General features: G+C 61.5%; 8 protein-coding genes. All 8 read left to right on the top strand.

Features of this window, described 5'->3' with window-relative positions; all coding sequences use genetic code 11:
• The first annotated feature begins 381 nt into the window (after nt 1-381).
• The 8 genes from D0Z70_RS22030 (at nt 382) to D0Z70_RS22000 (ending at nt 6373) form a co-directional block, all read left to right on the top strand.
• Nucleotides 382-861, top strand: a complete 480-nt coding sequence (locus D0Z70_RS22030) for a group III truncated hemoglobin (RefSeq protein WP_017503290.1) — start codon at nt 382-384, stop codon at nt 859-861.
• Nucleotides 854-1129: a TehB family protein gene (locus D0Z70_RS22025; protein WP_004206958.1), complete on the top strand. Its 276-nt coding sequence runs from the start codon at nt 854-856 to the stop codon at nt 1127-1129. Before D0Z70_RS22030 ends, D0Z70_RS22025 begins: the two co-directional genes overlap by 8 nt.
• A gap of 39 nt (nt 1130-1168) precedes the next feature.
• Nucleotides 1169-2380 (top strand): NO-inducible flavohemoprotein, encoded by a 1212-nt coding sequence (gene hmpA / locus D0Z70_RS22020; RefSeq protein ID WP_088183878.1) that lies wholly within the window; start codon nt 1169-1171, stop codon nt 2378-2380.
• Between the two features lie 604 nt (nt 2381-2984).
• Nucleotides 2985-4247, top strand: coding sequence for an IS21 family transposase (istA, locus tag D0Z70_RS22015; protein WP_119750086.1), 1263 nt, complete (start codon nt 2985-2987; stop codon nt 4245-4247).
• Complete coding sequence (gene istB, locus D0Z70_RS22010) at nt 4244-5104, top strand: IS21-like element helper ATPase IstB (RefSeq protein ID WP_119750084.1); 861 nt, start codon at nt 4244-4246, stop codon at nt 5102-5104. Before istA ends, istB begins: the two co-directional genes overlap by 4 nt.
• Before the next feature lie 71 nt (nt 5105-5175).
• A complete protein-coding gene (locus tag D0Z70_RS25250; RefSeq protein WP_220475693.1) occupies nt 5176-5355 on the top strand; it encodes a hypothetical protein in 180 nt (59 codons plus the stop codon).
• A complete protein-coding gene (locus D0Z70_RS22005; RefSeq protein WP_004206961.1) occupies nt 5352-6104 on the top strand; it encodes a DUF6796 family protein in 753 nt (250 codons plus the stop codon). Before D0Z70_RS25250 ends, D0Z70_RS22005 begins: the two co-directional genes overlap by 4 nt.
• The gene (locus tag D0Z70_RS22000) at nt 6101-6373 is read left to right on the top strand and encodes a hypothetical protein (RefSeq protein ID WP_017503288.1); all 273 of its coding nucleotides are present in this window, start codon (nt 6101-6103) and stop codon (nt 6371-6373) included. Before D0Z70_RS22005 ends, D0Z70_RS22000 begins: the two co-directional genes overlap by 4 nt.
• The last annotated feature ends 53 nt before the right edge of the window (nt 6374-6426 follow it).

Here is a 6426-nt window from a genome sequence, read left to right as displayed (position 1 = left end):
ATCGCATCAATCTCACCGGCGATTATGTCTGGTCCGATCACCTCGATCTCGACGCCAATGGCCTCATGCCGCTGCTCATCAAACCGCTACCGTGAATCTGTGTCCGCATAATGCACAGGGGCCCAGATCACGCGGATTAGCGTTCCAGCGAATGTCCTACGGAATCGGAAAAGAAAACCCGCCCGTCTTTTGACGGGCGGGCAAGGAAAGGTGTCTACGTCTCACCGAGACTCCTTCGGGTCGCTGGCTGATGCTATGCCTTCGTGTTTCGGATTCAAGGCTAAACTAGCGGGGCTGAGCAGTTTCTCAGGCTGTGTACATCGCCGCGACCGACGACCTGGAAATATGCGCTAGCCTTGCGTTTATGCGCAATCATGATCGATGTATTATATATACATGATTGGAGCGCGAGTCGTGGACGGTGTCTCGAAAATCAGAGAAGAAGAGCTGACTCCTTTGGTGGAGGAATTTTACGCGCGGGTCCGCGCCGATCCCGCGCTTGGGCCGATTTTCAACGATGCGATCGATGACTGGCCGGAGCATCTTGGGAAGCTGACTGCGTTCTGGTCCTCCGTCATGCTCACCAGTGGCCGATACAAGGGGCAACCGGTGCCGGCCCATTTGAAGCATAAGGCCAGGATAACGCCCGCGCTGTTCGAGCGCTGGCTCGCACTCTGGGTTCAAACGACCAATGACAGGATGACGCCCGAAGCGGCAGCGGCGCTACAAGCGAAGGCGCGGCGCATCGCCGAGAGCCTGCAACTGGCGATGTTCTTCCAACTGGAGGAACGGAGTGCTGCATCGGTCGCCAACGCGGAACGTAAGGATGCCATCGAGCGACCAGGGCAAACCCATGGCTGAAATCTTGCCTTACCGTTCCACGCCGGTGTTCAACCAGGACACTCTGCCGGCTGCCTTGCGCGCGCGACATGACACGAAGGCTGGTGTTTGGGGCGTGATCCGGGTTTTGGAGGGCGAACTCCGGCTAACCTACCTCGAGCCACCTTCGGAGATCGTCCTGACGCCTGACCAGCCTGGCTTGATTCTCCCTCAGCAACCGCATTTCGTAACGCCGACAGGGCCGATGAAGATGCAGGTGGATTTTTACGATCACATTCCCAAGCTCTGACATTCCGGGATTTTCAACGCATTCAAAAAGGAGAAGTTGATGACGCAGCCCCTCAGCGATCAGACCATTGCGCTCGTCAAGGCGACCGTCCCCGCGCTCGAAGCGCATGGCCTCGACATCGTGAACGAGATGTATTCCCGGATGTTCCAGAACCCGAACATTCGCGACCTTTTCAACCAATCGCACCATGGTGATGCCGGTTCGCAGCCGCGGGCGCTGACCGGCGCCATTCTCGCCTATGCGAGCAACATCGAAAATCTCGGTGCGCTTGCCCCGGCGGTCGAGCGGATCGCGCAGAAGCATGTCGGCCTGCAAATTCTGCCCGAACATTATCCGCACGTTGCCGAGGCGCTCCTGGGGGCGATCAAGGCGGTGCTGGGGGATGCGGCCGCCGATGAGATTCTCGCTGCCTGGGGCGAAGCCTACTGGTTCCTGGCCAACATCCTGATCGCCCGCGAGCAGCGAGTCTACTCAGAACAGAAGGATGCGACCGGCGGATGGAATGGCTGGCGCGATTTTCGCGTCGAGGACGTCGTGCGTGAGAGCAGCGTCATCAATTCCTTCGTTCTGCGCCCCGTTGATGGCGGGGCCGTCATGCGGCACAAGCCCGGGCAATATCTGACCTTCTGGCTTGAAATTCCGGGACATCCGCCAGTCAAGCGCAACTATTCGATTTCAGCAGCCCCCAACGGCGAAACCTATCGCATTTCGGTCAAGCGTGAGCCGCTTGGTCTTGCGTCAGGCTGGCTTCATGATGAAGCCAAGCCGGGCACGGTGCTCAAAGTTGCCGCGCCTGCAGGCGAATTCTTCCTGGCAGCGCATGTCGAACGCCCGGTGATCCTCCTGTCGGGCGGCGTGGGGCTGACCCCGATGGTGGCCATGCTCGAAACGCTTGCTGAGGGCGAGGCGGGAGTCCCCGTGCACTATGTCCACGGAACTCATGACCGCGATACCCACGCAATGCGTGATCATGTTCGCGCTGTCGCTGGGCGGGGCAAGTCAATCACCGTCACCGATTTTCATCAGACCCCGCTCGAAGATGAAGTCGCAGGACGGGATTATGACGTCGCCGGCATCATTACCGATGAATGGCTGGTCGCCAACACGCCTGTAGGTGAGGCCGATTACTATATCTGCGGACCACGCCCGTTTCTGCGGCACGCCGTCTCGACCTTGTCGCTGGCTGGCGTCCCATCCGACCGCATTCATTACGAATTCTTCGGTCCGGCGGACGAATTGCTCGCCGCCTGACTGAGCGCGGAGAAGGGCGACATCGCCCTTCTCCGCGTCTACTCAAACCGCCATGTCGGGGGCGTCACATAAAACGGACACAGATATACGCTCTCATGACTGCCATCCGAGACGCTGGCCGAGTTTACTCCTTCGCTGGCCTCGAGACCAGCGGTCGCATTGACCTTGGCGGGTGTGCCGCGGGCGCCTGATCGACGACGATTGATCATGCTCTCATCCGCGGGTTGATTACCGCACTACCCGTATCCGTCGCTGGGCCTATCCTCCGTATAAGTTCGGGCGTCGGACGAACCTGCCCCACCGTACACCGTGGATTGCCCATCACAGTCGGGTGCCCGCGGCACGTCGGCCAAGGCTATGCAGTTGGTGCGCTGGCGCCTCCTCTCGTTAATGTCGTGGGTGGATCAGCCGGCTATCGCCGGCGACACCCGACGGGCGATGTCCCAGGCATAGCTGTCATCGGTCGTGCAATTCTCCGCAAAAGTGGGCTTTGAAAATTCCCTAGTTGGTGGCCCCTTCATCTCATTCTGCCGGGGCTAGCCCCGGCAGAATGAGATGAGCCGACATTGTCCTCATCTCCTTTGCAGACGCGAAGACGGGGCCGATGATCCGACTTGGAGAATTGATGATGATCCTCGAACTACATCGGCAGGGTGTATCGATATCCGCCATTGCCCGACGCACTGGTCGCGATCCCAAGACCATCCGAAAATATATCGAACGGGGCATCGAGGCCCCGGTTTACGGCCCTCGCATGCTGGGTCGACCGAACAAACTGGCACCCTATCTGGAATTTTTGCGTGAGCGAGTGACGGCCTTTCCCGATCTGACGGCGGCGCGCCTGACGCGGGAAATCCGTGAGCTGGGATATATGGGCGCCTATACCGCGGTAAAGCGGTTCCTGGCAGCAATCCGGCCGGAAAACGGCCCTAAGCCCTTTGAGGTTCGGTTCGAGACGCCGCCTGGCGTGCAGGCACAGGTCGACTTTGCCCGGTTCGTCGTCGAATTTACCGATGAGCCCGGCGTCAGCCGGATCGTCTGGCTGTTCAGCCTGGTGCTGGGACATTCGCGCTTCCTGTTTGCGCGCTACGTCATGCATCAGGATCTCCAAAGCCTATTGCGCTGTCATATGCAGGCCTTTGAAGCGCTCGGCGGCGTCCCGATCGAGATCCTCTACGATCGCATGAAAACCGCTGTGACCGGGGAAGATGATCAGGGCCACATCATCTACAATCGATCATTGCTGGCTCTGGCCGGGCATTATCGCTTCGTGCCGCGCGCCTGCCGTCCCTATCGGGCCAAGACCAAGGGAAAGGTCGAGCGGCCATTCAGCTATATCCGCAAGGACTTCTTCCTGGGCCGGAGCTTCCGCAATCTGGACGATCTCAATGTCCAGCTGATCGACTGGCTCGATACCGTCGCCAACGTCCGTGTCCACGGCACGACGCAGCGGATTATTGCTGAAGCCTTCGCCGCCGAGCAGCCTGAGTTGCAGCTGCTTCCGGCGGGCCGCTTTGACGCTGTTCTGAAGCTGGAGCGCCGCGTCAGCCACGATGGGATGGTCTCGGTCGGCGGCAATTACTACAGCGTTCCCGATCGCACCCGGCGCGTCGTCGAAATCCAGCAGTTGCCCGACAAGATCCGGATCGTAGACCGGGGCCAGGTCATTGCCGAGCACCCGGTTCTTGAGGGGCGCCGGCAGTGCAGGATCGATCCTGCGCACCGGACAGGCAGCAGCGGCGCCAAGCGCCGTATCCATGGTAAAGAGGTAATCGCCATCGGTCGTGTAGGCGAGCATGTCACCGTGCGCTCCCTGGCCATCTATCAAGCGATCGGCAGCCAACTGGCGCGGGGAGAACGGCCATGAACCATGGGGGTGCCGCATCCCGCGTCGATAATATCCGCCGCAGCCTGGTCCATCTCAAAATGCCACGCGCCCTGGAGATGCTCGACGCCACCCTGCGCGGCATAGAGCAGGGCAAAATCGATGGCATCGAGGCCATCGACATATTGCTGAACGAAGAACTGTCGCTCCGGGAGAACCGCAGGATCAAGGCAGCCCTGCGCATGGCAAGGCTGCCGATCATCAAGACGCTGGACGGATATGACTTCTCCTTCCAGCCATCGCTCGACCGGAACCGCATCCTGGCGCTCGCTGGCCTGGACTTCATCAACCGGGCCGAGGTGGTGCATCTGCTGGGCCCGCCCGGTACCGGGAAAAGCCATATCGCCACGGCCCTTGCCGTCGAGGCCGTGAAGGCGGGCAAGAGCGTCTACTTCATCCCGCTCGCCGATCTGATCGCTTCACTGACCAAGGCTGAACGCGAGGGCACGTTGCGCGAGAAGATCCGCTTCCTATGCCGATCCTCCCTGCTCGTCGTCGACGAGATCGGGTATCTTCCCGTCACGCCCGGCGGCGGCAATCTCTTCTTCCAGCTCGTCAACGCCCGATATGAAAAGGGTGCCATGATCCTGACGTCAAACCGCGGCTTCGCCGAATGGGGTGATGTCTTTGGCGATCCGGTGGTGGCCACCGCGCTGCTCGACCGCCTTCTTCACCACGCTGTGGTCATCCAGATCGAGGGCTCCAGCTATCGCATGCGACAGCACGCCGACCTGCTGCCCGAGCATGCGCGCATGGCACCGTCCAACAACCCGCCGCCCTTGCCAAAGCGGCGCGGCCGCCCGCCAGCAAAGGAAAAGCCCGATCTCCATCACGGCTGATCACCGACACAAACCCTCCCGCCAAACTAGGGAATTTTAGATGCCCACTTTTGCGGAATCTTCGGTGCCCGTTGACAATAGCCGAACAGTTCACGCGCGATCGCGGTGGTCACCTTGGGCTGAGGCTTGCCCGTGGCCGCCAGGCGACGGTAGCGCTGGCAATGGTTCCGTTCAGCGAGCCCGAGCTGATCGCCCAGGAGATCATGCGTCTCGTCGATCGATCCCGCGCCGAAGCAAGGACAAGCCTATGACGGATATCCAGCGGCTCCCGCTTCTTCGTCTCTGCGGTATCGCGGGCGTGATCGGCGCGATCCTCTGGACGCTCGGCGACGCGCTGATCATCGGGGCTAGGGCAAGTCCCGACGACTATCCGCTGATCCTGAAGACCTATGCCGATCGCATCCAGTTCGACGGTGTCGCGCTGATGCTTCCATCCTCCGAGGCGCGGCTCGCCGCGGGCGCGCTGGTGGCCGATGCCGGCATCGTCTTCTATCTCGCGGGCTGCTGGCATCTGCTCGAAGGGCTGCGTCCGGCGATGGGCTGGTGGCGCTGGCTGACCTTCGTCCTGCTGGTCGCCGGCAACGCCTGGTCTCCGCTCGGCCATGCGGGCTTCTACTATGTCGGCATGGCCTACAAGACGATCCTCGAAACGCCGGCCGCGGCCCATGGCGCGCTGCTCGATCTCGGCCAGCACTTCTACCATGTCCTGCTCATCGCCTGGTTGATGCCGATCGTGACGCTGGGCCTGGCGCTGCTGCTCCTCGGGATCGTCATCGCGCTGGGCCGCACCGCCTGGCCACGCTGGTTCGCAGCGCTGGCCAATCCCGTCTCGCTGGTCGCGATCGGCATGCTGATCGCGCGCATCCTGCCCGAGCCGGCGCACACCTGGCTTGACGGCGCCGCGTTCAACCTCGGCTGGCTCGTTGTCTATGCCGTCTCGACGGCGCTGCTCTGGAATGGTGGCCGTTCGCCGGTCGCATCACGGGACGAAGCAGCATGACCGAAGCTGCGACAGCGACAGGCGACGAACAAGTGGGGGAGGAAGCATCAGGCGCTTTCAGCATGAAGCCACTGATGTTCGAGACCTTCGTCTGCTCGATGGCGATGATGTCGTTCGTGGCGCTCGCGGGCCCCATCGCGCGCGTGCTTGGCCTCGAGCCATGGCAGGTCGGCGGGGCGATGACCGCGTCGGGCATCGCCTGGATGATCATGGCGCGGTTCTGGGGCGGCCTTAGCGATCGGCGCGGCGCTCGTCGCTTGACGGCTTGATTGGATCGGGGGCACCGCGATCAAGCGTTACCGCTCGGTTAGAGAATGGGATG

The sequence above is a fragment of the Sphingobium terrigena genome (assembly GCF_003591655.1).
In the GTDB taxonomy this organism is placed as follows: Bacteria; Pseudomonadota; Alphaproteobacteria; order Sphingomonadales; family Sphingomonadaceae; genus Sphingobium; species Sphingobium terrigena.
The sequence above is the reverse complement of the archived record's forward strand: the minus strand, read 5'-3'. Positions and strand labels throughout refer to the sequence as shown.